Genomic DNA, 22,580 nt, shown 5'->3' with positions numbered 1-22,580 from the left:
CGCTCGAGGATCGCGTTCGAACCAAGCGCCGGTGCCAGAGGCGTTGGCGCAGCTAGAACCGATGCGTGAGGCCCACACCGACCCGCTCGGGGCCAACCACGGGCGACCACGCCGTGCGGCGGGCCACGTCGCCTCCCGCCTTCTTGGACTTCTTGCCTCCGAGGGTGGCCAGCACCAGCGCAACGCCGGTCACCGCCAGCACGCCGCCCGTGATGAACATCGCATCGGCTCCGGCCGCCTGACGACGTGCCTTGTCGCGAAAGGCGAGCGTCCGATCGACGAACTCGTCGGCGTTGGCATCGGCGACGTTGCTCGACGCCAGGCCTCCCAGCACGCCGCCGACGACGAGCGCCGCTCCACCCACGCCCATCAGCGCATAGCCCGTGATCCGCAGGGTCTTCTTGCGCTTGGCCGCCTGCTGCGCCTCCTCGTCCACCACCGGGGGTTGGTCCTGCTCGTCCGGCACCGGCTCGACCGTGTCGTCCTTGGGCTGCTCTGGCCCGACGTCCTTGGGTTCGGGCTCCTTGTTGGACTCGAGCTGGGCAAGGGCCTCGCGCAGCACCTTGAGGCGCTCGGTGGCCGCTTGACGCGACTCGAGGTCGACGCCCGACTGGCCCACGAACTTCTGGTAGTAGACGACCGCGTTCTCGAGATCGCCCTTCTCCTCGTAGACGCGTCCGATGTTGAACAGGTAGTTGGGCTGGGGATCGATGGCGTAGGCCTGCTGGAACAGCGACACGGCACCGTCGTAGTCCTTGGCCTGGAAGCGCTCGACGGCCTGGGCCGAGAGCTCCTCGGGATCACCCTCGGGACCGATCGCGTGCGCGCTGGTGGCGGCCGCGAGCACGGGGGTGCTGGGGGCCAGCGCCATGCCGAACGCGAGGCCAACCGATACGGTCGACACGAGCCAGGAGTGCACGAGGGAGCGACGGGAATTCCGAATCGACATGGACCAACCCTGGATTCTATCAGGCTTGGCGCGTCCCGAGCAGCCCAGATTTCCTCACCGGGGCCCTACCGCTTGCTCGCTCCATGTCCATCCGACGAGCCCGAGCCCCTCGCTCTAGCCATCCTTGGTCGGGAGGAAGGGGCCGGACTTCTTGTCGTCCTTCTTGGTGGGCAGGAAGGGGTTGCTCTTGGCCGGACTCTTGGGCTCGGGGTCGGTCGTGGTCTCGGGCTTGGGCTCGTCGCTCTTGCTGCCCTTGCTGCTCTTGCCGCCCTTGCTGCTCTTGCCGCCCGAACTGGGCTTCTTGGCGCTCGAGGGCTTGGAGCCAGCGGACTCGTCCTGACTCCCGGCGGGGTTCTCGGCGGGGCTCCCGGCAGGAGCCGGGCCGGCGTCGAGCCCGAGCCGCGCCAGCGCCTCGCGTGCCGGCATGTACGACGGGTCGAGCTCCAGGGCGTCGCGATAGGCCTCGGTGGCGGCGTCCCGCTTGCCCTCGTCCTCGAACTTGCTGCCCGCTGCCATCAGCCGGCCGATCGCGATCTTCTGGTCGGCGCGCTCGATGCGGCCGGCGAGGGTCGGCAGCGCCTGGGTGAGGCCGCGAACGCCATCGAGGGTGGCGGTGGCCTCGTCGAACTCGCTCTCGGCGATCAAGCGATCGGCCTTGGCCAGCGCAGCCTCGACGACCTTGGGGTCGACCTCGGCCGCTGGCGTACCCACGGCCGCAGCCGGGGCGGTCGCTCCTGCATCCGTAGAAGGCGCCGTCGAGCTGCCGTCCTTGCCCATCATCGCCCAGACCGCCACGCCGCCGCCGAGCACGGCGAGCAATGCACCCGCCAGCATGAACATCGCGGTGCGGCCGGTGGACGCGGGCTGCATGCCGGCGTGCGCACCCGTGTGGGCCCCGGTTTGGCCGGCCATCATCGGGATCGTGCCGACCTCGCCGGTGTCGGGGCGCCCCGTCAGGCCCGCGCCGAGCAGGGGGCCGGAGCCACCGGTGCCGGTGTCGCGGTCGCGTGGCTCGTTGAGAGTGATGCCGCCGGTGTCGACCGAGTGGCGAGCGCTGGGGCTGACCTCGGTGCCGAGCAGCTCCATCATCCCGGTGTTGCCGTGGCCGGGCGGCGTGGCCGAGGGGATGCCGTGCCGCGACGTCTCGGCCCGCGGCAGGCGGAACATGGCGGCGGGGACCACGTCGATGAGGCCCTCGACGATCTCGTCGGCGTTGGCCGGACGATCCTCGCGGTCCTTCTCGAGGCACGAGTGCACGAGCTCGATGAGCCCCTCGGGGATGTCGTGTCCCTCGGGCAGCAGATCGCTCAGGCGGCGTGGTGGCTCGTTGATCGTCTTGTAGAAGACGGTCGCGTTGTTGTCGCCCTCGAACGGCAGGTGGCCGCTGAGCATGTAGTAGAACAGCACGCCGAGCGCGTAGACGTCGACGCGCAGGTCGATCTCGTCGCCCCGGATCTGCTCGGGCGAGAGGTAGCCGACCGTGCCCATCACGTGCTCCTCGGTGATCGCCTGCTCGCCCTTGGTGAGCTTGGCCAGGCCGAAGTCGAGGATCTTGACGAAGTTTGCGCGCCCCTTGCGGATGCACAGCATGATGTTGGCGGGCTTGATGTCCCGCACCATCATCTCGCGCGAGTGGGTGTGGCCGATGCCCTTGAGGATCTGGGCCGCGATGGGCACGAACTCCTCGAGGGTGAGCCGGCCCTTTTGCTCGACGTAGTCCGACAGCGCCTCGCCTTGCAGGTACTCCATGACGAGGTAGGCACGGCGGCCTTCCTTGCCGAAGTCGAGCATGGTGACGATGTTGGGGTGCTTGAGTCCGGAGAGGCGCCGGGCCTCGCGTTCGAAGCGGGCGAGGGCCTCGTCGTCGTCCACCCAGTTGGGCGCGAGCACCTTGACGACCACCTCGCGATCGAGATCGTTTTGATCGGCGAGGTAGACCAACCCCACGCCACCACGACCGATCATGCGCTTGATGACGTACTTGCCACCCAACGCGTGGCCGATGAGGGGGTCCGCGGGTGGGTGGAGGACTTTGCTGGTCTGACTCATGGCGCGGGCCGACGGTCGGGAGGCGGTCGCGAGACGGGCTCGGCGTTCGTGGTTACAGCACGTGCGCTGGCAGGCGCAAGGAGGGACGCGCTCGGGGGCGAGATGGGTCTAGGTGATCGAGTTGCCGAAGGGAGCGTCGCGGGCCCGTGCGTCGGATGACACGATATCATCCCGAGGGCGACTCCCGATGGCCCTTCGTTCTGGTCCCTCGTGGTCCGTGGTACGACTGGTCTCGTGCCGAGACCAAGCGTTCCTGGTGCCGTGATCGGATCAGCGTGGATTCTGGCTTGGGGGTGCGCACGCCCACCCGAGCCACCCACGGCGATCTCGGCGCCACCCGCCTCGGCCGCGCCCGAAGCGCCCCTCGAGGCTCCAGAAACGGCGTTCCTGGAGCTAGAGCAGCGGCTCCTTCGTCCACCGTGGCGGCTTCGCTTCCATGTGACATCGGAGGGGGCCTTCGAGGCCGACATGACGGGCGAGGTCTCGATCGGAGCAGACGTCGAGCTCTCCGTCGTGGGTCGCTTCGGTGACGTCGAACACGACGTTCGGCTGTGGACCGAAGGAGATCGCTTACACGCCGGCCCGCGGGAGGCGCCCGCCCTCCACCTGTCGCGTCCGGTCGAGCTCGAGGGGGCGTTGGTGATCGGCTGGACCCGAATGGGCGTGTTGCACAACGTGGCTCGCTTGGTTGCGGGAGCGGGGCCCGATCATGCAGAGGGTGGCGTCGACGAGTGGGTCCAGACGGTCGACCATGTTTGGGTGGACGGCGAGGGTCTGGGCTTTGGGTTGATCGTGTCCGGGCAGCCGTCGGGGCGAGCGACGCTCTGGACTGATCCCGGGGGCCTGCCGATCCGGCGGGAGCAGACGGTGGACTTCCCCGAGGGGCAGATGCGAGTGGTCGAGCGCTACGACTGGCTCGAGCCACCGCCCGCGGGTGGTTCCGAGGATGGCCCCGCGGGAGGCTCAGCGGGAGGCCCGGCCGCGGGCCCAGCCGCGGGCCCAGCCGCGGGCCCAGCCGCGGGCCCAGCCGCGGGCCCAGCCGCGGGATAGCTCGGCGGCGGCGGGGCATCGGGACCCAGCGAGGTCACATGGGGCGAGTCCGAGCCGATCTCCCCGCCGATGAAGGCCTCGACGTGTTCGATGGCCACCGCGAAGTAGCCGGCCGCGCTGTGCACCACCGGCAGGCGTCCGGTCTCCTTGCAGCGCACGCACCAGTCGAAGCCTTGCTTGCTGGTGCCGTCGTCATCGGTCCACTCGAACATCACGAAGCCGCGTCCCTGGCAGGGAGCGCAGTCGGTGTGCGCGTCGGTGCGCCGGCGGGTCGTGCGTTCGTGCTCGGCCGCTTCGCTCGCCCGCTGCTCGGCCACGTGCTCGGCGATCGGGAAGCCGCACTTGGGGCAGGCCGCCGCGCGGTCGGAGACCTCGTGTGCACACTCGGGACACGCGATCAGCATCGCCGCTCAGCCTAGCAAATTCGAGCGGACGGGGCCGCTTGTGGTCGGGGTCCGGGGGCGCGATGCTGTGGCGGATGATCATCGTCTTCGAGGTCCACCTCGCGGCCGCCCGCAGCGGCGACGACTTCCTCAGCGCGGAGCTCCTCGAGGAGACCGGAGCGCAGGTGATGACGCCGGCCGAGGCGCGGGCGGTGGGGTTCGAGGGCGTGCCCGACGATCCCAACGTGCGCCTGGTGGCCGTCGCGCAGCGCGACAAGGGCTTCTTGCAGGGCGCGCTCGATCGAGCGCACGACGTGACCGGGTTTCGGGTGCACGAAGTGGACATGTAGCCGCGCGAAGCGGCCTACTTGCAGCTGCACTGCAGCTGGTCGTTGGTGAGCTGGCCGTAGCAGCCATCGGGGGCATCGCACGACGTGCCGTTGCAGGTGATCGTGTCCCTCGGCGTGCAGAACGGAGGATCTGCCGTGCACGGGCCAGGAAAGCACCACTGCATCATCATGCAGGCCGCCGGATCGGGATCGTTGCGACAGCAGGAGCCATCCTCGATGGGGGTGTCTCCGGGGAAGCAGGTCCGCCCGGCTTCCACCGAGTAGCAGCCGGGGGCAGGCCCGCCGCAGCAGGGCAGCACGCAGATCATTCCCGGGTTGCAGGTGAGCTCTTCGGTGCATGGCACCGGCTCGCCTGGGCCGGTGCTGCCCTCGGCCGCGGTGGAGGATGCGGCCGCGGTGGAGTCGGAGCCGGAGGTCGAGGCGGTCGTGCTCGTCTCGGTGGTGGAGGTGCTGGTGGCACTGTCGCTCATGCCCCGGGTGGCCCAGCCGTTGTCGTGCTCGACGGACTCGTTCTCGCTGGCCTCTCCGTCGTCGTCGCCACAGGCGAGGGGGAGGGCAAGCAGCAGGGCAAGGGCACGGGCGAACGACGAGCGAAAGAAGGATGAGACCATGCCACCATCGTCGCGCGATGAGCGGCCGTGGACAAGGCTGGGCTGGGAGTGCCCCGAAGTCACGACCGATGGCGCTCGTTCGGGAACTGGAGGGTCCAGCCCTACGACCCCGCCGCCGAGCTGTGGTCGTGCACGATCCCCCACTGCCCCCCGACCCGCGCGAACACCAGCGAGAACACGCCCTTGGCGGCTTGCGGAGTCTCGGTCAGCTCCCAGGTTCCCAGCGCCACTGCACCGTCGGCGCCCACCGGCTGCAGCGTCACGTCGCGGAATTCCAGGTGCCCCATCGCGTTGCCGGCCACGTACTTCTTCTCGTAGGCCGCGAGCGTCTGGTCCCATCCGCGCCGGACGTTGCCGCCCGAGGTGAACACGATGTCGGGCATGCGGTGGTAGCCGGCCATGAACGCGTGGATGTCACCGCGGTTCCACGCGTCCTTCTGGCGCTCGAGCACCGCGCGGATCTCCGTCTCGTCCTGCGCGCTGGGCCGATCGGGTCGCGCGGACGGCTGGGGACAGCCGCCGAGCGCTGGCGCGAGCGCACCGAGGACGAGCAGCCGCGAAGCGAGCCTCACGCTACCCCTCGACGATGGTGGCCTTCTTCACCCCATCGAGCTTGGGGTACTCGCGCTCGAGGTACGTGTTGCCCTCGCGCTCGATCAACATCTGGTTGGGGCCGGTGCCCTTGGGAGGGCCCTCGCCGTAGTCCTTGTAGAGACCGTCGAGGACCTCCATGCCCTGCACCACCTCGCCGAACGGCGCAAAGCCCATGCCGTCGAGCATCGCGTTGTCCTTGTAGTTGACGAACACCTGGGTGGTGCGCGAGTTGGGGTTGTTCTTCTTGGCGAACGTCACGTACCCGCGCTTGTTCGACTCCTTCACGGGGTCGTCCTGGATCGGGTAGGCGTTCCAGGCCTGGGTGACGGTCGGGTCGCCGTTCATGCCGAACTGGACCATGAAGCCGTCGATGGCGCGGAAGAACTTGACCTCGTCGAAGAACCCGATCTCCACCAGGTTGTAGAAGCGATCGGCGCCCTGCGGGGCCCAGCTGCGGTGCACCGCGATGATGACGTCGCCCTTGCTGGTCTCGAGCGCGACCTTGTACTCCTCGGGCGCTTGCTTGGTGGCAAGCGAGGGATCGGTCAGCGCAGGGCTGGGCGTGGCAGGACCCTCCGCGGGCTGGGCGGGCTGCGCGACGGACTTGCCGTCGTTGGCCTGAGGGGCCCGCTTGCCGGTGCAGCCGAGCGAGCAGCCGAGGACGAGGATGGCGAGCGCAGGGGCGATTCGCATGGCGGCGCGACCATAGCAGAGCCGGGCTCCATGCCAATGGGCCCCACGTCGATGGCCGCTCAAATGGTGGGTCGAGGAGCCACGGTGGTCGGCCGCGGCTCCACGGCGGCCGCGCTCGGGGGGCGCCCATCGACCGAGAGCACCCGCAGGCCGGTCGCGGGGCAAGGGCTCCCGACCAGCTCCTGGCACGCGTGATCCTTGGCGCGGCGGCAGGCCTCCTGCCGATCACCGGGCGCGTCGCCAAAACCCTTGGCTCGCCGACGCAGCCCGAGCTCGACCTCGTAGCGGAAGCTGTTCTGGTGCCGGCCGTCGCCACGCCGGGCCTGGATGCTCTGCGAGGCCTCCTTGATCGTGCCCACGCGGTCGGCATCGTGGCAGTCGACCCCGTGGCTGTGCTGGAGGGCGGCGCAGGCCTGCGCCCACGCGTCGTCCTTGGCCTCGGCGTTGCTGACGTCGGACTTGCCCTTGCCGCTCGCTCCGGTGGGCTCGACGAGCTCGAGCTCGATGGTGCAGGTGTCGGGCAACGAGTCGGGCTCGCGGTCGGGCGCACCCTCGGTGGGCTCGGTGGGCCTCTCGCTCGACGACGAGGCGGACGAGCTGCCCACATGGGCGGTCGCGGTGGTCGCGGGCTCCGGATCCTCGGACGAACCGCTGGGATCGGTCGACGCCGTGGGTCGACAGCCGAGCATCAGCCACATCGCCGCCACGGTGGCTCGCGTGGTGGTCGGGTGCCCCTTCGTCCTCACGCTCGAGCACGCTAGCCGGGCCCGCGCCGCAGTGTCAACGGCGCGCGCGCGGCGGCCACGGCACGAGCACCGATACGCGGCGGCAGTGGGCGTCCCAGCCCGAGCGTCGGGCTCGCATGCGCCGCTCGATGAGCGGGATGCTGATGAAGACGAACAGCAGCGTGATCGCCACGGGCCCGGTCACCGGCCACCACGTGCCGGGAGCCGCGGCGAGGCCAAACGCGAACATGCTCCACCAAAGGATGATCTCGCCGAAGTAGTTGGGGTGCCGCGACCAGCCCCAAAGGCCCTCGGAGAGGATGGTGCCCGGGGGAGGCCGGCGGCGGCGGAATTCGTGCAGCTGCCGGTCGGCGGCCGTCTCACAGGCCACGGCGCCCACGCCGAGCAGCACCGCGAGGCCGTCGAGCCAGCCGAGCGGCGCGGAGCCGAGCACGAGCGCGGGCCAAAGGGACAGGCACCCGCCCAGCACCATCGCGGTGGGCATCAGGTGCAGGCCGAGCAGGCTCACCAGCCAGTAGAGGCGCCCCGTGCTCCTGCGCAGATCCGCATAGCGCCAGTCCTCATGGCGCATGCCCTGCCAGCCTCGCAGCCAGTTGAAGGTCAGCCGCAGGCCCCAGGCGAACAGGATCGCGAGCACCAGGAGCTGGCGCAGGCCCACCGCGCTGGCGGCCTCGGGGCGCAGGGCCAGCCAGGGACCGATGAGCAGCGGGGCCACGCTCCAGTAGGGGTCGTACATGCTGCTGTTGTCGTGGGCGACGCTCCACCCGAACACCACCAAGGTCGCGACCACGTCGGCGATGGCCACCACCGTGAGCGGATGCCAGCTCGCGGGCAGCAGCTGCACCACGGCCCATGCCGCCAGCGCGGCGGAGAGGTAGGCGAAGGTCACGATGGTGATGCCACGTCGGCGTGCGGACGCCCCAGAGCTGCTCATGTCGCCGCCAAGGGTACGTCGTGATCGGCCTTCGCGCCTCCCCCGGTAGGACCGGGTGGCGGCGCCCGCTTTCCGCCTGCAATGGGCGACGATGACGAGGACTACGCTCCGTAGAATCCGTGGCTCCTCACCCCAGTGCGAAGGCGGTCACGAGAGCGGCAGGCCCTCGTCGCCACGCTGCTTGTAGTCGCCGAGGTCCTTGAGCCGGCGCGTGGCCGCGAACACCTCGACTGGCTCGTCGAGCGGGACGCCGGGCACGGCGGCTCGCAGCGAGGCGAGCAGCTCCGGTGCATTCCCTCGCAGGAACGGATTGGTCGCGCGCTCGAGCCCGATCGTCGAGGGTACGGTGCAGCCACCCTCGGCCCGCAGAGCCCATGCGTCGCGGATCCGCTCGGCCAGCGCCTCGTTGCCCGGCTCGAGCGACCACGCAAAGCGCAGGTTGTCCTGTGTGTACTCGTGGGCGCAGCACACCCGGGTGGGCTCGGGCAGCGCAGCCAGGCGCCGCAGACTGTCGTGCATCTTGGCGGGGGGACCGTCGAACAGCCGCCCACATCCGCCCGCGAACAGGGTGTCACCGCACAGCAGCAGGTCGCCGAACACGTACGACACGTGCCCGTCGATGTGGCCCTCGGTGAGCATCACGCGACCCTCCACCGCGCCGACCCGAGCGGTGTCGCCGTCGTCGACCCCGCGGGTCAGGCCCGGCACGTCGGCGGCACGCCGGCTCGGGCCCACGACCACCAGCCCCTCGAGCTTGCCGCGCCGCTGCAGATCGTGATTGATGCCGATGTGGTCGCCGTGGGTGTGGGTGTTGAGGATCGTCGTCAGCCGCAGCCCGTGGGCGGCACAGTAGTCGAGCACCGGGCCCGCCTCGGGTCCGTCGACGACGGCCGTCTCCCCGGTCTCGTTGCACACGATCAACCAGATCAGGTTGTCGACCCACGCGGGCACCTGATGCACGGTCAGGCGCCCGTCGGCGGACGAGAACGGCGGGGTGGGGCGGGTGACGACGTGCTGCATGGGCGTGGCTACCATGCCGCGTCACGACGGAAGAGACCACCTCGTTTTCATCGTGGGGTCTTCGGGCGGCTCGCTACTCCGCATACCCCTGCGGGTGCTTCTGGTGCCACCGCCAGGCGCTGTCCACGATCGCCCGCAGCTCGGGAAACCGCGGCTCCCACCCGAGCTCGGCCTTGATCTTGCGGCTGTCGGCCGTCAGCGCCGCCGGGTCTCCCGGCCGGCGCGCTCCCAGCACGTGGGGAATCGCGTGCCCGGTCACCGCCCGCGCCGTCTCGATCACCTCCATCACCGAGAACCCCTGCCCGTTGCCGAGGTTGTAGATCCGGTTGCCCTCGTCGAGCGCTCGCAGCGCGAGGATGTGGGCCTGGGCCAGGTCGATGATGTGGATGTAGTCGCGGATGCAGGTCCCGTCGCGCGTGGGGTAGTCGTCGCCGAACACGGTGATCACCTCGCGCTTGCCCAGCGCCACCTGCAGCACCAGGGGAATGAGGTGCGTCTCCGGATCGTGGTGCTCGCCGCGCTCCTCGCTGGCGCCCGCGGCATTGAAGTAGCGCAGCGTGGCATGGCGCATGCCATGGATCCGTGACGTCCACTCCAGGATGCGCTCGAGCATGTGCTTGGATTCCCCGTAGGGGCTCCCCGGTACGATGCGCTCGTCCTCGTCGATGGGGATCTTGGTGGGCTCGCCGAACAGCGCGGCCGTCGACGACAGGATGAAGCGCATCACCCCGTGCTCGACCATGCTCTCGATCAGGGTGAGTCCCTGCGTGACGTTGTCGCCCACGTAGCGAAACGGCGCCCGCATCGACTCTCCCACCTGCGAGCGGGCGGCAAAGTGCATCACGGCATCGGGGCGATGCCGGGCGAGCACCTCGTCCACCGTCGAGCGATCGGCCAGCGTACCCACCTCGAGCCGGGCCAACGGATGCACCGCTGCCCGATGACCGAGCGAGAGATCATCGAGCACCACCACCTCGGCGCCCGATGTCACGAGCTGCTCGACGGTCACGCTGCCGATGTAGCCTGCACCTCCGGTGACCAAGATCTTCATGCGAGCCGCATCGTAGCAGCCCGCTGCCGTGGTCCGACGAGCCTCGTGTGGGGAGGTCCCGGACGTGGCCAGAAGACCCACTACGCACGAGGACAGGGGATCGTTTCAATCGCATCACCGTGCAAGGAGTTGCTCACCGGCTGGAACCGATCGCGATCCCGTGCGTGCAAACGGGGCGTCATGAGGAAGTCCGATAGCTCCGGTTTGATCGCGTTGTCCGAGTTGCACGAGCTCGAGGCCGAACGAGTTCGGCTCGAGGAGCAGGCGCGATTGCAGGCCGCCGAAGCCGAGCGTGTGGCCCGTGAGCGCGAAGAGCAGCGGCTGCGCGAGCAGGCCGAGCACGCCGCAGCCGAGCAAGCCGCGCGCCTCGAGGCCGAGCGCGAGGCTCGGCGCGAGCGCGAGCGCGAGGATCGCCTGCGGATCATGGAGGCCGAGGCGCGTGCGCGTGCCGAGCACGACGCCCGCTTGCAGCAAGAGCAGATGTGGCTGCAGCACCAGGTGCGCATGAGCGAGCGCCAGGCGCGGCCGCGCTGGCCCCTGGCGGTGGTGCCCGCGCTGCTGCTGGGTTTGCTCGGTACGGGCGCGATGATCTGGCAGGGCCAAGCGCGAGCGGATCGCGAGCAGACGTGGCGCCAGCAGGCTGCGGCCGAGCAGGTGCGCGCCATCGAGGCGGTGGCCGATCGGCTCACGGCGCTCGAGGCGGAGCAGGCCGAGCTCGAGGCGGATCGCAAGGCACTCGAGGCGCAGCTCGCCGCGGCCAAGGGCGATGCCACCGCCGAGGAGGCGCTCGAGAAGCAGCTCGAGGCGGTTCAGGCCAAGCTCGACACCAACGAGAAGGCGCGCGGCAAGCAGCCCAAGCAGCGCCCCGGCTCGCGCTCCAAGCCCAAGCCCAAGCCCACTGACGACACCACGACCACCAAGCCCACGCGTACCCGGCCCGCGCTCGTCTTCGACAGCGACACCAAGGACCCGCTCGCAGGGATCTCTTCGAACCGCCGCAGCAGCCCCTGAGTCGCTCGTCAGGGCATCCAGCGCGAGAACCAGGCGTCGACGTCGTCGAGCAACGGCTGCTTGGCGGCGTCGGTTCCCCACGCTGCGAGCACGCCGTTGCGCGCGAGCTGCCGTAGCTGCGCCCACGATGGATCGAGCCAGTCGATCACCGCGAGGTAGTTGTCGCTCGCATAGCCGCCGAAGTAGGCGGGATCGTCGGAGTGGATGCAGGCCAGCACGCCGGCATCGAGCAGCTCGAGCAGGTTCGATCGGGTGGGATCGGGAAACACCTTGAGCATGTAGTTGGACCGCGGGCATACCGTCAGCGGGATGCGGTGCGGCCGACCGTAGGCGGCCACGATCTCCGGGGTGTCGTGCTCCTGGGCCAAGAAGGCCATGAGCTCGGGATCCTCGGTGCTACGCACGCCGTGATCGATGCGGCTGACCTTCAGCTCTCGAATCGAGGTCCAGACGAACTGCGGCGGTCCTTCCTCGCCGGCGTGGGCCGTGGCCGCGAGTCCTCGGGCTCGCGCGTGCTCGAACACATCGGTGAACAGCTCGGGGGGATACGGCTTCTCGTACGAGTCGAGCCCGATCCCGATGATCGGTACGTTCGGCACCTTGGCTCCATCGGTGGCACGGTGCTGGAGCAGCTGTCCCAGAGTCGCCCATGCGGTGGCCTGGTCCATCGAGGCGAAGCCGTCGGCGGACGAGGCCGCCTGGAGCTCGGCAGGCTCGCCAACCGGAGCGTCGCGCAAGAAGCACAGCACGAGCGCCACGTGGATCCCGGCGGCATGCGCCGAGGCGAAGCCGCGCTGCAACCCGCGCACCACCGTGTCGAACGGGATCCCTCGGCTGGTGTGGGTCTGCGGGTCGAAGAACACCTCGGCCCAGCGCACGCCCTCGGCCTGCAAGCGCCGCCCATAGGCCTCGGCCAACGCATGGAAGTCGTCCTCCGTACGCAGCACGCCCGCCACCGCGTAGTACACGTCGAGGAACGCACCGAGATCGGCGAAGCGGTAGGCCGCACGGAGCTGATCCAGTGACTCGTAAGGAAAGCCCTGAGAGCCGGGGGCCATGGAATTGCGCTCGGCCAGCACGAAGGCCAGCTCGGGCTCGAGCGATCCCTCGATGTGAAGGTGGAGTACCGTCTTGGGGATGCCCGCCACCATTGCGGACCGCTGCGCGAGGGGCAACGAGCGCGGTCGGTCCGCGGTCGCGAAGGCACCAGGTGTTTCAGAGCGGGACACTTCGTCGGATGTGGTCATCGCGGGTCCCGCCATCATACGAAGTCATGACGAACCCTGCACTGTAGTCGACGGACCCTGATATCCTGAGGTCTGGGGTTTGGGATGGCGATGTCGATCATCGAGTCCACGCGTAGGTTCATGGCCGACCTCGACCTGGACACCCTGCGGGCGGCGGAGGTCAGCGCCAAGGAGCACTCGCGGCACTCGCTGGGGGCCGAGCTGAGCCTCCGCGACTTGCTCGAGCTGCTCGTGGCCGCCAAGGTGGTTGCGGCGGGCGACGACTTCGTGCGCGGCGAGGCGCAGGGGCTGCGAATGTGGCTCACGCGCCACGCGATGCCGATGGCAGTGCAGCAGTACCTGCTCGACGTGGACGTTGGGCACTGGCGGTTCGAGGACCTCGGATCGCGGCTCACCGCGCCGGCCAGCCTCGAGGCGCGACGGCTGCTGTGGCTGGTCGCCATGCTCGCGAGCTTCGAGGGCCTGCGTCGCACCGCTCGGACCCGCATCGAGACCCTGGGGGCGCGCCTGGGCCTGCCCCCGTGCGTGGTGCAGGTGATGATCGAGGAGGCGCAGATCACCGTGTCGGCCCTGCTGCGCGGCGATGATCCGCTGCTGCGCCGGCTCATCCAGCTTCGCGGGGCGATCTTCTCGCTCGAGACGGCAGCCGCCACGGGCTCCTGAGGGGCCGGTCGTGAGGCCGGAAGCGAGGGACGGGATCGGCGGTGTTCGACAAGCCGGGCCCGCGTCGGGGATCATGGCCCACCCATGGCCGGCTTGCTCGACGCCTTGAAGAAGGAGCGCATCGTCGCGCCCCCCGACTACAACCGCTGGCGCGTGCCGCCGGCCTCGATCTCGATCCACCTGTGCATCGGCTCGGTCTACGCGTGGAGCATCTTCAACACCCCGCTGACGCGGGTGCGTGGGGTGGTGGCGGGCGCCGCCTCCGACTGGGAGCTGTCGTCGGTGGTGTGGGTCTTCTCGGTGGCGATCGTGTTCCTGGGCTTGTCGGCCGCGGTGGCGGGGCGCTGGCTCGAGCGCGTGGGTCCGCGGATGGTGGGGGTGACGGCGGCGTGTCTGTGGGGCGGGGGCTTCTTCGTGGGCGCGCTGGGGATCGCGCTGCACCAGCTGCCGCTGCTCTACCTCGGCTACGGCGTGCTCGGCGGGGCGGGGCTGGGCCTGGGCTACGTCTCGCCGGTCAGCACGCTCATCCGCTGGTTCCCCGATCGGCGTGGCATGGCCACGGGCATGGCGATCATGGGCTTCGGCGGCGGGGCGATGATCGCAGCGCCGGTCCAGGAATGGCTGCTGTCGCTCTACTACCGCGCCCCGGAGTACCTCGGAGCAGCCAGCGACGTGGTGCTGCGCAACGAGGGCGGTCGACGCCTGGCCGAGGTGGCGGGGCAGCTACGCGAAGTGGTGATCGTGGGGAGCAGCGAGGCCGCCTCGATGGTGCACCCCGGACCCGAAGGGGTCTACGTGGTCGGCACCGGCAGTACCGGAGTGGCGGCCACCTTCGTGACGCTGGGCGTCGTGTACTTCGTGGTGATGATCGCGGCCGCATTCTCCTATCGCGTGCCGCCCGAGGGCTGGACCCCGGCGGGCTGGACTCCGCCGACCGAGGGGCAGGCCTCGCGCAAGATGATCACCCGGCACCACGTCGACATCGATCGCGCGCTGGCCACCCCGCAGTTCTATCTGCTGTGGGTGGTGCTGTGCTTCAACGTGACGGCGGGCATCGGGGTGCTGGGGGTGGCCAAGACCATGATGACCGAGATCTTCGGGACGACCCTGCCCGATGTGGTCGACGGCGGCTTCGCGGCCACCTACGTGCTCATGATCAGCGTGTTCAACATGGCGGGGCGCTTTTGTTGGGCGAGCCTGTCGGACGTGATCGGTCGCAAGACCACCTACACCGTGTTCTTCGTGCTTGGCACCGCGCTCTACCTGTCGATCCCCTACACCGCGCAGCAGGTCAGCGCCTCGCCGGCCGTGGTGTGGCTGGTGGTCTTCTATGCGGTCACGATGATCATCTTCACCATGTACGGCGGGGGCTTTGCCACGATCCCCGCCTACCTGGCCGACGTGTTCGGGACCAAGTTCGTGGGGGGGATCCACGGGAGGATCCTGACCGCATGGAGCATCGCCGGGGTGCTGGGGCCGGTGCTCATCACCTCGCTGCGGGCCAGCGCCTTGCGCGACGCGCTCGACGAGCTGGCGTCCAGGGTGGACCCGGCTGCGTTCGAGGCCAAGTTCGGGGCGGGGCTCGATCGCCTCGATGCGCTGGTGGAGGCCAAGACGGTGACCATCGCCAAGCTGATGGAGCTGATGCCCGAGGGCACGGTGGACCCGTCGGCGACGCTCTACAACAGCACGATGCTGGTGATGGCGGGGCTGCTCGTGGTGGCGCTGGTGGCCAACGCGCTGGTGCGGCCGGTGGATGCCCGACACCACCTGAAGGACGCGCTCAGATCTTCCCCTTGAGCAGCTGGCCCACCACGGCCTTGGTGTAGATCCCCAGCGTCTTGCCGAAGCTCGGGAAGTCGAGCGTGCTGCTGAGCACGTCGGCCAGGCCGAACGGCATCATCGAGGGGATGAACCCGCGCGCGTACTCGAGCGCCCAGCCGCTCTCGGGAATGCGGTAGCCCTGCACCGAGCCGGCCGGGAGCACGTGCATGTCGCCGGGCTTGTAGACCTCGCGCGCGGTGCTGCCCGGCGTGAATGCCCACTGCTCGCCCTCGAGGATGATGAAGTAGTCGGTCGCGAGGTGCCGCCCCGAGTGCCCCTCGGTGCCGATGGGGGTGCCGAACACGATGAGGTACTCGGTGATCGAGGCGTGCAGCAGCGCGAACGCCCCCATGGCCCCGCCCGCATTGTTGAGCACCCAGGGTGGGTTCCGGTCGATGTGACCCGGGTAGATCTCGTGCAGGTCCGCGGCGATCTGCTCGATCATGCGATCGATCGGCTGACCCAGCGCATCGGTGGCGGTCCGGTGGAGGACGTCGACGTCGAAGATGTAGCCCATGAGCGTTGTGGCCGAGTGTCTACCCACAACGGGCGCGGCGCAGCCACTCCTCGTGGACCATGGCCAGCGCCCGATCGAGACCGTCGGGGCGGTATCCGAGCTCCCGGCGGGCCTTGGAGGTGTCGATGTGAGGATTGCCGTCGAGCTGGCGGAGATCCTCGGGGGTGAAGGCGGGACGCATCCGTGTGATCCGGGCCACAGCGTCGACCAGCGGCAGTCCGGCCCGCGCCAGGGGCAGGGGGATCGCCACCCGCGGGACCCGGGCTCCACACAGCGCCTGCGCGCGGCGCAGCAGCCCCAGGATCGTGTGCTGCTCGCCGCCGAGGATGTAGCTCTCGCCAGGGCGGCCGCGCTCGGCCGCGGCCATCGCTCCGTCGACCACGTCGCCTGCTGCGACCGCGTCGAAGCCCCCCGCGAACACGGCGGGCAGTCGACCTGCGAAGTAGTTGAACAAGAGGGTCTGGACCACGCCCACGTGATGGGTCTCGTTGGGGCCGATCACGACGGTTGGGTGCACGACGACCGCATCGAGGCCCTGCTCGACCTGCTCCCGCACGACCTCCTCGCCCGCGATCTTGGAGCGCACGTAGGGCGAGCCCGCGGCCACGGCCATGCGCGGGCGCCCCTCGTGAAGCGGCTCGTGCAGCGGCTCGGGGTCGAACACGACGATCGACGAGAAGTACACCATGCGCCCGATGCCGAGCTCTCGCGCCGCGCGGGCGGCATTGCGGGCGCCTTCCACGTTGACCTGCCACATGCGCAGGTCGTGACGCGCGGTGGTGCTGACGATGGCCGCGAGGTGATAGAGGTGGGTTGCACCCTGCAGCGCACGCCGCAGCGCGGGCGCGTCGCGGACGTCGGCTTCGAACGGCTCGACCCCGAGCTCGCGCAGCCGAGCCAGGGCCGGATCGCCGGGCAGCACGACCGCTCGCACCGACTTGCCCGCGGCTCGCAGCCCTCGGCACAGCTCGAGCCCCACTTGGCCGGTGGCCCCCGTGACGACGCTGTGGACGAAGCTCACTGCCCCGCATGGTGCATCGCCCCGCCGGAAAGTTGTAGACCGGCGACAGAGGCTGTCCACACGATGACGAGCACGAGCGAGCACGAGCCGCTGCGGGGCGACGAGCAGGGGGTGATCGACGCGGGAGGACGCCGCGGCTGGGATCTGCACACCGACGTGGTGGTGGTGGGCCTGGGAGGAGCGGGCGGCAGTGCGGCCATCGAGGCCCGCAGCCAGGGGGCCGCGGTGCTGCTGGCGGATCGCTTCGGTGGCGGGGGAGCCACGGGCAAGAGCGCGGGGGCGGTGTACTTCGGTGGGGGGACCGATCTGCAGCGGTGCTTCGGTTACGAGGACTCTGCGCAGAACATGTTCGACTACCTGAGCCTCGAGGCCGACGGGGTGGTGAGCGACGAGGTGCTGCGGGCGTTCTGCGAGACGAGCGTGGAGAACTTCGAGTGGCTGCGTGCGATGGGCTGCCCGTTTCCACGCAGCGGCAAGGTGGTCAAGACCGCGCTGCCCCCCGAGGACTGCACGCTGTACTTCTCGGGCAACGAGCTGTGCCCGCCCTACTGCGACGCTGCCACCCCGGCGCCTCGCGGGCATCGCCCGCTGGGCCGCGGGCTCACGGGACACCTGGTGACCTCCGCCCTGCGCGGCCGGGCGCTCGAGCTGGGGGTGGAGCTGCGGCCCTACGCCCGCGCGGAGCGGCTGGTGGTGGACGCAAGCGGAGCCGTGATCGGGCTGGTGCTGATCGAGCTGCCGCGCTGGCTGTGGGGGGCGGGTCATGCCATGCAGGGGTTCGTGCAGTACGGCGGCGGCATGAGCCACGCGGTCGGCGAAGTGGCTCAGGGCTCGCTGCGGACGCTCGAGCGCGCGGGGCGGCGCCGCTTCGTGCATGCGCGAGGGGGAGTGGTGCTGGCGATGGGCGGCTACGTGTTCGACTCGACGCTGATGAAGGCCAACGCGCCAGGGTACGCGCGCTGCAGCCTGCGGCTGGGTACGGCGGGCGACGATGGCACCGGGATCCGCATGGGGCAGGCGGCGGGCGGCGTGCTGGGACAGATGGACCGCTGCAGCGCGCCGCGCTTCATCGATCCGCCCAAGGCGTGGTGGAGCGGCGTGCTGGTGGGGCGCAGCGGGGAGCGCATCTGCAACGAGACCCTCTACGGGGGCAAGGTGGGCGAGCACCTGGTGGAGCGCTTCGGTGGCCGCGGCACCGTGGTCGTCGATGCGAGGATCATGGCGCGGGGACGAGCGCAGGTGCAGCGCGAGCCGCTGCAGCTCTACCAGCGTGCGTTCGGGATCATCAACGGCTGGGTCACGTGCCGCTCGGCCCCCACCCTGCGTGCGCTGGCGGAGCGGCTCGGGATCGACCCCGAGGGGCTCGAGGCCACCGTGCGCGCCTACAACGAGGGCGTGCGGGCCGGCCACGACCCGCTGGGCAAGGCGCCCGAGTACCTCGCCCCGATCGAGGAGGGTCCGTTCTACGGGATCCCGATCGACAGCGACTCGCTGATGTATCCCGCGCCGTGCCTCTCGCTCGGGGGCCTGCGCACCGACGTGATGACGGCGCGGGTGCTGGGCCGCGACGGCGCCTCGATCGACGGGCTCTACGCAGCCGGACGCACCGCGGTGGGGGTGGCGTCCAATGGCTACGTGAGCGGTCTTTCGGTGGCCGACGGGATCTTCTCGGGGCGCAACGGAGGACGGCACGCGGCCGCGCGCGCGGCCCGGGGTAGGCCTTCGTCACTGCCCCCGGACGCTCGGTGATCCGGCTCAGGCCGGGTCGGCCGGGTCGACCGACAGCAGACCGCGACCATCGAGGATGACCGCGAGCTTCTTCGGATCGAGCGGCTTGATGAGGTGATCGTCGAAGCCCGCCTCGTGCAGACGCTCGGGCTCGCGCTGATATCCGGTCAGCGCGACGATCCGCAGGTGCGAGGTGCCGTACTCCTGCGCCCGCAGCACCCGGGCCACCTGATAGCCGTCGATGTGGGGGAGGCCGAGGTCGAGCAGCACCACGTCGGGGTGGTACTCGCCCACCGTGGCCGCGGCGACTCGGCCGTCGTAGATCGCCTTCGCCTCGTGGCCATGGAGCCGGAGCAGCTCCACGAGCATGTCGGCCGAGTCCCTCTCGTCGTCGATCACCAGCACCCGCCGTCTCGGCGCGATGCCGGTCGATGGCGTCGACGTCGACGCAGGGGAGGGGACTCCCGAGCCGAGCCGCGGAAGGGTGACGATCAGCTCGCTGCCCTGGCCGGCTCCCGCGCTCGAGGCTTCGACTCGTCCTCCGTGCATGCTCACCAGCAGGCGTACGAGCGGCAGTCCCAGGCCCATGCCGCCCTTGGAGCGGTCGAGGTTCTGGGGGCCCTGGGTGAACACGTCGAAGACGTACGGCAGCAGCTCGGCATCGATGCCGATGCCGGTGTCCTTGACCCGGATGCGCGCGGCATCGTCGTTGGCCTCCACCGTCAGCCAGATGGTGCCCCGGTTCTCGGTGTACTTGATGGCGTTGGACAGCAAGTTCTCCACCACCTGGATGAGGCGCACCATGTCCCCCTGCGCCAGCACGGAGGCGGGCGGCGGGAAGTCGGTCACGAGGCGATGGCAGGCGCCGTCGACCATGGGCTGCATGGCTTCCACCGCGGCGGTGACCACGTCGACCAGATCGATGGTACCCAGCTGCAGCTCGATCTTGCCCGAGATCACCCGCGAGATGTCCAGGAGCTGGTCGAGCATCGCGGTCATGCGCGTGGTCTGCCGCACCAGCATGGGGTGGATGGCGCGCAGGCGCAGCGGATCGAGCCCATCTTGCTCGATGATGGCCAGGCCGTTGGCGAGCGCGGCCAGGGGGTTGCGCAGCTCGTGTCCCAGCATGGCGAGGAACTCGTCCTTGCGGCGGTGCTCCTGCTCGAGCTCCTCGGCCCTCCGCTGGGCGATGATCTGCGCCTCGCGAAGGGGGGTGACGTCCTCGAGCGACAGCAGCAGCAGGGGCATCCTCCCCCGGCGCTCCATCAGGCTGGCGTTGAGGTGCAGGTGGCGGAGCCCGAGGGGCTCGAGCTCCAGCACGATCTCGTAGTCTTGCACGTCGGCCTTGATGTGGAGCAGGCGCTGCAACATCTCGCGCAGCGGAGGAACGTCCCACCGGCCGTCGTCCAGCCGCTGGAGCGTGCACCCCTCGGCCTGGTCCTTGGGGATCCCAAACGCATCACAGAACACGTCGTTGGCGGTGACCACGGTCAGCTCGTGGTCGAACACCACGAACGGGAGCCGCGACGAGCGTACGATCGACTCGGCCACGTACCGAGCCTCTTCGCTCTTCTCGGCCGCCAGCTTCTGGGGCGTGATGTCGTAGAAGGTCATGCACACCCCGTCGATGCGGTCGCCGGAGCGGAACGGCACCACCCGGCGCAGGTACCAGCGGCCGTCCTCGGAGCGAACCTCGGCCTCGATGGGCAGGAGCTGCTCGAGCACCTCGAGCGCGTCGTCGAGCAGGGTCTCGTCGTCGACTCGCCGCGTGATGTGCTCGAGGGGGCGCCCCACGTCGGAGGCGACCAGCCACATCACCCGCTGCACCGCGGGGGTGAAGCGACGCACGCACAGCTGGCGATCGAGGAAGATCGTGGGGATCGAGGTGACCTCGAGCAGGTTCTCGAGGTCGGCGTTGACGGTGTGCAGGCTGGTGTTGCGCTCCTCGAGCTCGCGGTTCAGGGTGAGCAGCTCCTCGTTGATGGACTGCGCCTCTTCCTTGGTGGTCTCGAGCTCCTCGTTGCTGGACTGCAGCTCCTCGTTGAGCGACACGAGCTCCTCGTAGCTGGCTCGGTACTCCTCGTTGGCGTTGTCGAGATCCTCGAGCGCGCTGCGTAGCTCGGTCTGGGCTTCTTGGAGCTGCTGGGTGAGCTGGCGTACCAGCGGCTCGTCGACGTCGGCGGAGGCGGGGTGCAGCGCGAGACGCTCGGGGCTCGGCGGAGGCTCGTCGTCCTGGAACGTCACCAGGTAGAGGCCCTCGGCGACCATCGAGATCGGCTCGATCGTGCAGGTGGTGCGGACGTTGCGAGTGCCTCGCTGGACCTGTGCCCCGCCGACGATGACCGTCTTGCGCTGCTCGAGGGCCTCCTTGAGCGCGGGACGGAGCTTGGCGTACACGCTGGGCGGCACCCACGAGAGCAGGTCGAGCCGGACCTCCCCCCGGGGCTGGGACAGGTAGTCGGTGGTCGGGCCGAACAGGTGCAGCACGTGGCCGATTTGGTTGATCACCACGCAGGCGGTGGCGTAGCGGTCGAGCAGGAAGCGCTCGATGGCGCGGGTGAGCCGGGTGGCGTTGCGGGCCGCGAGTCCGGCGGACGGGCGAGCCATGAGCGGGCCCGAGAGACTGCTCGAGAGGGAGGGCCGCACGTTCCAGGGCATGGCCGCCCCGCGCCGGTGCAGCTCCACGCGGCGATACATGCGGTACTTGGGCGCGAGGGTGGAGAACAGCTCGGTCTGCCCGTTGATGCTCTCGGCGCTGCCCAGCCACAGCACGCCGCCGGGCTGGAGCGCGAAGTGGAAGCGCTGGATGCAGTCCTGCTGCGCATGGGGCTCGAGGTAGATGAAGAGGTTTCGGCAGCACACCAGGTCGAGCCGACAAAACGGCGGCTCCGTGAGTAGATCGTGCCGTGCCAGCGTGACCGTGTCGCGGAGCTCGCGGGTGATCTGATAGCTCTCACCGTGCTCGGTGAAGAACCGCTGCAGGCGCTCGGGCGAGACCTCGTCGACGATGCTGGCCGGGTACGTCCCGCGCCGGGCCACCGCGAGCGCCTCGTGGCTCACGTCGGTCGCGAACACCTGGACCCGGGGGATGCTCGCGCTGTCGTCGAGCCGCTCGAGCAGGAGCATGGCGAGGCTGTAGGCCTCCTCGCCGGTGGCGCAGCCGGCCGTCCACACGCGGATCGGGCGGTGGGGGTCGTTGTGCTCCGCGATCAGCCGGGGAACGATCTCGCGCTCGAGGTACGACCACTGGTGGGGATCGCGAAAGAACTGAGTGACACCCACCAACACGTCCTGGTAGAGCGCGGCGAGCTCCTCGGGGTGTTCCTCGAGGTAGTGTGCGTAGGCCAGCCACCCCGAGAACGGCATGCGACCCAGCCGTCGCGAGGCTCGTCGACGCAGGGTGCCCTCCTTGTAGTTGCGCGGGGCGAAGCCATGGTGGTGCGCGAGCAGTCCGAGGATCTGCTCGAAGCCCGGTGGTCGGGTGGCGCTTCGGTCCGGGAGCAGTGACGACTCGCCGCGTGACGGCGCGAGGTTGGCCTCGGGTTGGGTGAGCAGGAACGGCGTGATCGCCTCGGGAGCGAGGATGGCATCGACGTGGCCGGTGGCGATGGCCGCTCGGGGCATCGAGTCGTGCAGCGCCGTCTCGGGGTCCTGTGCCACGCACACGCCGCCGGCCTCCCGGATGTGGGCGAGCGCATGGCTACCGTCGCTTCCCAGGCCCGACAGGATGACCGCGGCAGCCTGGGGTCCGTAGGCCCGGGCGAGCGCGGACAGCAGCAGGTCGATGACTCTGGGCTCGCCGCCGCGGTCGGGATGGGGGCCGGGCCGCAGATCGCCATCCTCGACGGTGAGCGAGGTGTTGGGAGCGATCACGTAGACGTGGTCGGCCTCGATGCGGGTCGACTCGGTCACCTGCGTCACTGGTAGGATGCAGTGCTCGCCGAGGATCTGGGCGAGCTGGCTGTCGTGCGTGGGATCGAGGTGGAGGACCACGATCAGCGCAATGCCCGAGCTCGGCGGCAGGCTGGCGAGCACCCTGCGGGTGGCATCCAGCCATCCGGCGGACGCACCGATTCCTACGACGAGCGTAGGGCTCGTGGACTCGTGGAGAGCGCTGACCATGGATGGGGGGCATCCAG

At 69.8% G+C, this 22,580-nt stretch carries 18 protein-coding genes and 1 pseudogene; 5 read left to right on the top strand and 14 right to left on the bottom strand.

Annotated features, from left to right (window positions below):
* Nucleotides 1-52: 52 nt before the first annotated feature.
* From OEB96_RS15645 to OEB96_RS15635, 3 genes and pseudogenes are all read right to left on the bottom strand, one after another.
* Complete coding sequence (locus OEB96_RS15645; protein ID WP_266216640.1) at nt 53-904, bottom strand: tetratricopeptide repeat protein; 852 nt, start codon at nt 902-904, stop codon at nt 53-55.
* A 1,257-nt stretch (nt 905-2,161) separates the two neighbouring features.
* A pseudogene (locus tag OEB96_RS46665) lies at nt 2,162-2,998 on the bottom strand (serine/threonine protein kinase); the annotation flags it as partial.
* Nucleotides 2,999-3,903: 905 nt separating this feature from the next.
* The gene (locus OEB96_RS15635) at nt 3,904-4,452 is read right to left on the bottom strand and encodes a hypothetical protein (protein WP_266216637.1); all 549 of its coding nucleotides are present in this window, start codon (nt 4,450-4,452) and stop codon (nt 3,904-3,906) included.
* Nucleotides 4,453-4,526: 74 nt separating this feature from the next.
* On the opposite strand from OEB96_RS15635, the gene OEB96_RS15630 reads away from it, so the two are divergent.
* Nucleotides 4,527-4,781, top strand: coding sequence for a hypothetical protein (locus tag OEB96_RS15630; protein ID WP_266216635.1), 255 nt, complete (start codon nt 4,527-4,529; stop codon nt 4,779-4,781).
* Nucleotides 4,782-4,795: 14 nt separating this feature from the next.
* Here the strand turns inward: OEB96_RS15630 and OEB96_RS15625 are convergent, their stop codons facing one another.
* The 7 genes from OEB96_RS15625 to galE all read right to left on the bottom strand — a co-directional run bounded on the left by OEB96_RS15625 (nt 4,796) and on the right by galE (nt 10,430).
* Nucleotides 4,796-5,392: a hypothetical protein gene (locus OEB96_RS15625; protein ID WP_266216633.1), complete on the bottom strand. Its 597-nt coding sequence runs from the start codon at nt 5,390-5,392 to the stop codon at nt 4,796-4,798.
* Nucleotides 5,393-5,493: 101 nt separating this feature from the next.
* Complete coding sequence (locus tag OEB96_RS15620; RefSeq protein ID WP_266216632.1) at nt 5,494-5,964, bottom strand: YybH family protein; 471 nt, start codon at nt 5,962-5,964, stop codon at nt 5,494-5,496.
* Between the two features lies 1 nt (nt 5,965).
* Nucleotides 5,966-6,679 (bottom strand): peptidylprolyl isomerase, encoded by a 714-nt coding sequence (locus OEB96_RS15615; protein ID WP_266216630.1) that lies wholly within the window; start codon nt 6,677-6,679, stop codon nt 5,966-5,968.
* A gap of 59 nt (nt 6,680-6,738) precedes the next feature.
* Complete coding sequence (locus OEB96_RS15610; protein WP_266216629.1) at nt 6,739-7,425, bottom strand: hypothetical protein; 687 nt, start codon at nt 7,423-7,425, stop codon at nt 6,739-6,741.
* Nucleotides 7,426-7,459: 34 nt separating this feature from the next.
* On the bottom strand, nt 7,460-8,359 hold the full coding sequence (locus OEB96_RS15605) for a DUF1295 domain-containing protein (RefSeq protein WP_266216628.1): 900 nt from the start codon (nt 8,357-8,359) through the stop codon (nt 7,460-7,462).
* A 147-nt stretch (nt 8,360-8,506) separates the two neighbouring features.
* Entirely contained in the window at nt 8,507-9,379 is an 873-nt protein-coding gene (gloB, locus tag OEB96_RS15600; protein ID WP_266216626.1) for a hydroxyacylglutathione hydrolase, read from the bottom strand.
* Nucleotides 9,380-9,452: 73 nt separating this feature from the next.
* Nucleotides 9,453-10,430 carry a UDP-glucose 4-epimerase GalE gene (gene galE / locus OEB96_RS15595; protein ID WP_266216625.1) on the bottom strand — a complete coding sequence of 326 codons (978 nt, stop codon included), beginning with the start codon at nt 10,428-10,430 and terminating at the stop codon, nt 9,453-9,455.
* 213 nt (nt 10,431-10,643) lie between these two features.
* On the opposite strand from galE, the gene OEB96_RS15590 reads away from it, so the two are divergent.
* Nucleotides 10,644-11,441, top strand: a complete 798-nt coding sequence (locus tag OEB96_RS15590) for a coiled-coil domain-containing protein (protein WP_266216624.1) — start codon at nt 10,644-10,646, stop codon at nt 11,439-11,441.
* An 8-nt stretch (nt 11,442-11,449) separates the two neighbouring features.
* Here OEB96_RS15590 and OEB96_RS15585 read toward each other — a convergent pair whose 3' ends face one another.
* Nucleotides 11,450-12,592 carry an adenosine deaminase family protein gene (locus tag OEB96_RS15585; RefSeq protein ID WP_266216623.1) on the bottom strand — a complete coding sequence of 381 codons (1,143 nt, stop codon included), beginning with the start codon at nt 12,590-12,592 and terminating at the stop codon, nt 11,450-11,452.
* A 186-nt stretch (nt 12,593-12,778) separates the two neighbouring features.
* Between OEB96_RS15585 and OEB96_RS15580 the strand changes: the two genes are divergently transcribed.
* Together OEB96_RS15580 and OEB96_RS15575 are read left to right on the top strand one after the other, a co-directional pair.
* Nucleotides 12,779-13,351, top strand: a complete 573-nt coding sequence (locus tag OEB96_RS15580) for a hypothetical protein (protein WP_266216621.1) — start codon at nt 12,779-12,781, stop codon at nt 13,349-13,351.
* A gap of 84 nt (nt 13,352-13,435) precedes the next feature.
* Nucleotides 13,436-15,151 (top strand): OFA family MFS transporter, encoded by a 1,716-nt coding sequence (locus OEB96_RS15575; RefSeq protein WP_266216620.1) that lies wholly within the window; start codon nt 13,436-13,438, stop codon nt 15,149-15,151.
* Here OEB96_RS15575 and OEB96_RS15570 read toward each other — a convergent pair.
* Nucleotides 15,135-15,692, bottom strand: a complete 558-nt coding sequence (locus tag OEB96_RS15570) for an ERG2 family protein (RefSeq protein WP_266216618.1) — start codon at nt 15,690-15,692, stop codon at nt 15,135-15,137. The two genes, OEB96_RS15575 and OEB96_RS15570, sit on opposite strands and share 17 nt — an antisense overlap.
* Before the next feature lie 19 nt (nt 15,693-15,711).
* Nucleotides 15,712-16,713, bottom strand: coding sequence for an NAD-dependent epimerase/dehydratase family protein (locus OEB96_RS15565; RefSeq protein WP_266216617.1), 1,002 nt, complete (start codon nt 16,711-16,713; stop codon nt 15,712-15,714).
* Between the two features lie 63 nt (nt 16,714-16,776).
* Between OEB96_RS15565 and OEB96_RS15560 the strand changes: the two genes are divergently transcribed.
* A complete protein-coding gene (locus OEB96_RS15560; RefSeq protein ID WP_266216616.1) occupies nt 16,777-18,462 on the top strand; it encodes an FAD-binding protein in 1,686 nt (561 codons plus the stop codon).
* 6 nt (nt 18,463-18,468) lie between these two features.
* Here OEB96_RS15560 and OEB96_RS15555 read toward each other — a convergent pair whose 3' ends face one another.
* Complete coding sequence (locus tag OEB96_RS15555) at nt 18,469-22,563, bottom strand: CheR family methyltransferase (protein WP_266216615.1); 4,095 nt, start codon at nt 22,561-22,563, stop codon at nt 18,469-18,471.
* Nucleotides 22,564-22,580: the final 17 nt, after the last annotated feature.

Origin of the sequence: Paraliomyxa miuraensis (genome assembly GCF_026337845.1) — a bacterium.
Lineage (GTDB): Bacteria > Myxococcota_A > Polyangia > Nannocystales > Nannocystaceae > Paraliomyxa > Paraliomyxa miuraensis.
This window is presented reverse-complemented; position numbering and strand designations above follow the sequence as displayed.

Bases quoted from the DNA above. Each gene is read 5' to 3' on its own strand.
- OEB96_RS15635 (WP_266216637.1), bottom strand. From the start codon at position 4,452: ATGCTGATCGCGTGTCCCGAGTGTGCACACGAGGTCTCCGACCGCGCG.
- OEB96_RS15630 (WP_266216635.1), top strand. From the start codon at position 4,527: ATGATCATCGTCTTCGAGGTCCACCTCGCGGCCGCCCGCAGCGGCGAC.
- OEB96_RS15625 (WP_266216633.1), bottom strand. From the start codon at position 5,392: ATGGTCTCATCCTTCTTTCGCTCGTCGTTCGCCCGTGCCCTTGCCCTG.
- OEB96_RS15615 (WP_266216630.1), bottom strand. From the start codon at position 6,679: ATGCGAATCGCCCCTGCGCTCGCCATCCTCGTCCTCGGCTGCTCGCTC.
- OEB96_RS15605 (WP_266216628.1), bottom strand. From the start codon at position 8,359: ATGAGCAGCTCTGGGGCGTCCGCACGCCGACGTGGCATCACCATCGTG.
- gloB (WP_266216626.1), bottom strand. From the start codon at position 9,379: ATGCAGCACGTCGTCACCCGCCCCACCCCGCCGTTCTCGTCCGCCGAC.
- galE (WP_266216625.1), bottom strand. From the start codon at position 10,430: ATGAAGATCTTGGTCACCGGAGGTGCAGGCTACATCGGCAGCGTGACC.
- OEB96_RS15585 (WP_266216623.1), bottom strand. From the start codon at position 12,592: ATGGTGGCGGGCATCCCCAAGACGGTACTCCACCTTCACATCGAGGGA.
- OEB96_RS15580 (WP_266216621.1), top strand. From the start codon at position 12,779: ATGTCGATCATCGAGTCCACGCGTAGGTTCATGGCCGACCTCGACCTG.
- OEB96_RS15575 (WP_266216620.1), top strand. From the start codon at position 13,436: ATGGCCGGCTTGCTCGACGCCTTGAAGAAGGAGCGCATCGTCGCGCCC.
- OEB96_RS15570 (WP_266216618.1), bottom strand. From the start codon at position 15,692: ATGGGCTACATCTTCGACGTCGACGTCCTCCACCGGACCGCCACCGAT.
- OEB96_RS15560 (WP_266216616.1), top strand. From the start codon at position 16,777: ATGACGAGCACGAGCGAGCACGAGCCGCTGCGGGGCGACGAGCAGGGG.
- OEB96_RS15555 (WP_266216615.1), bottom strand. From the start codon at position 22,563: ATGGTCAGCGCTCTCCACGAGTCCACGAGCCCTACGCTCGTCGTAGGA.